Origin of the sequence: Spirosoma flavum (assembly GCF_042686045.1) — a bacterium.
In the GTDB taxonomy this organism is placed as follows: domain Bacteria; phylum Bacteroidota; class Bacteroidia; order Cytophagales; family Spirosomataceae; genus Spirosoma; species Spirosoma flavum.
Genome location: NZ_JBHUOM010000073.1, coordinates 1 through 1,184 on the forward strand (window position 1 = coordinate 1; position 1,184 = coordinate 1,184).

The 1,184-nt window shown below is 67.7% G+C and carries 1 pseudogene; it reads left to right on the top strand.

Going from position 1 to position 1,184, the window contains the following annotated elements:
- Positions 1-1,184 (top strand): annotated as a pseudogene (locus ACFS25_RS31850) (gliding motility-associated C-terminal domain-containing protein); the annotation flags it as partial.

The following is a 1,184-nucleotide window of genomic DNA, read 5'->3' on the forward strand; positions in this document are numbered from 1 at the left end:
CGGACGCGTGGGCCAGAAGTTCTGCCACAACCCGGCCGCCTTCGACGCCGACGGCGATAGCCTCGCCTTCCGCCTGAGCGTGCCCAAAACCAGCCTCACCGATAACGGCTGCCAGGGACGAGACATCCCCGCCTACCAGGACCCCACCCGCTTCAGCACCGCCAGCGAAGCCGGCGGCACGCCCACCTTCTCCATCAACCCCATCACCGGTGAACTCTGCTGGGATGCCCCCGGCGAGATCGGCCAGTTCAACTTCGCCTTCATCATCGAGGAATGGCGTAACGGCGTGCTCATCGGCGAGATCACCCGCGACATGCAGATCTTCGTGGTCGACACCAAGAACCTGCGACCCCTCATCCTGCCCATCCCCGACCTGTGCGTCGAGGCCGGCACCCTGATTACCCAGCCCGTTACGGCCACCGACCCCGACGGCCAGCGCGTGATCATCGCCGGCTTCGGGGGCGTCTTCAACGTAGGGCAGGATGGCCTGGCCCTTTCACCGGGTGAGCTCATCCAGCCCGCCTACGCCCGGCTCACCAACGGCGGGCTCATCCAGAACCAGCCCGCCACGGCCACCTTCAGCTGGCAAACCAACTGCAACCAGCTGCGGGCCGCCCCCTACGATGTCACCTTCAAGGTCACCGATGTGCCCCCCAAACCCACCCCCGCCCTGGTCTCCTTCCAGACCTTCCGCATCCGACTGGTGGGGCCTTCGGTCAAAAACCTCACCGCCCGCCCCACCGCCACCGCCACTGGCCGGGCCATCCTGCTCAGCTGGAGCCCCTACGCCTGCGGAGCCCCCGGCACCACCCTGACTTTGTACCGAAAGGAAGGCTGCGAACTGGTTAACCCCGGCCTCTGCGTGACGGGCATCCCGGCGGGCTTCACCAAGATCGCCACCCTGCCCAGCTCGGCCATCACCTACACCGACACCAGCGCCCTTAGGCGGGGCGTCAGCTACGCCTACCGCCTGGTAGCGGTCTACCCCGACGTCAACGGGGGGGCCAACGGGGGCGTCAGCCTGGTCTCCAACCAGGCCTGCCTGGAGCTGCCCCTGCTGGCCCCGGTCCTCACCCAGGTCACCGTGGATTCCACCAGCGACACCAGGGGACAGATCACCGTCCGCTGGACCCGCCCCCTGGGCCTGAGTGCGGGCGACCTGAGTGGGCCCTACCAGTACCGGC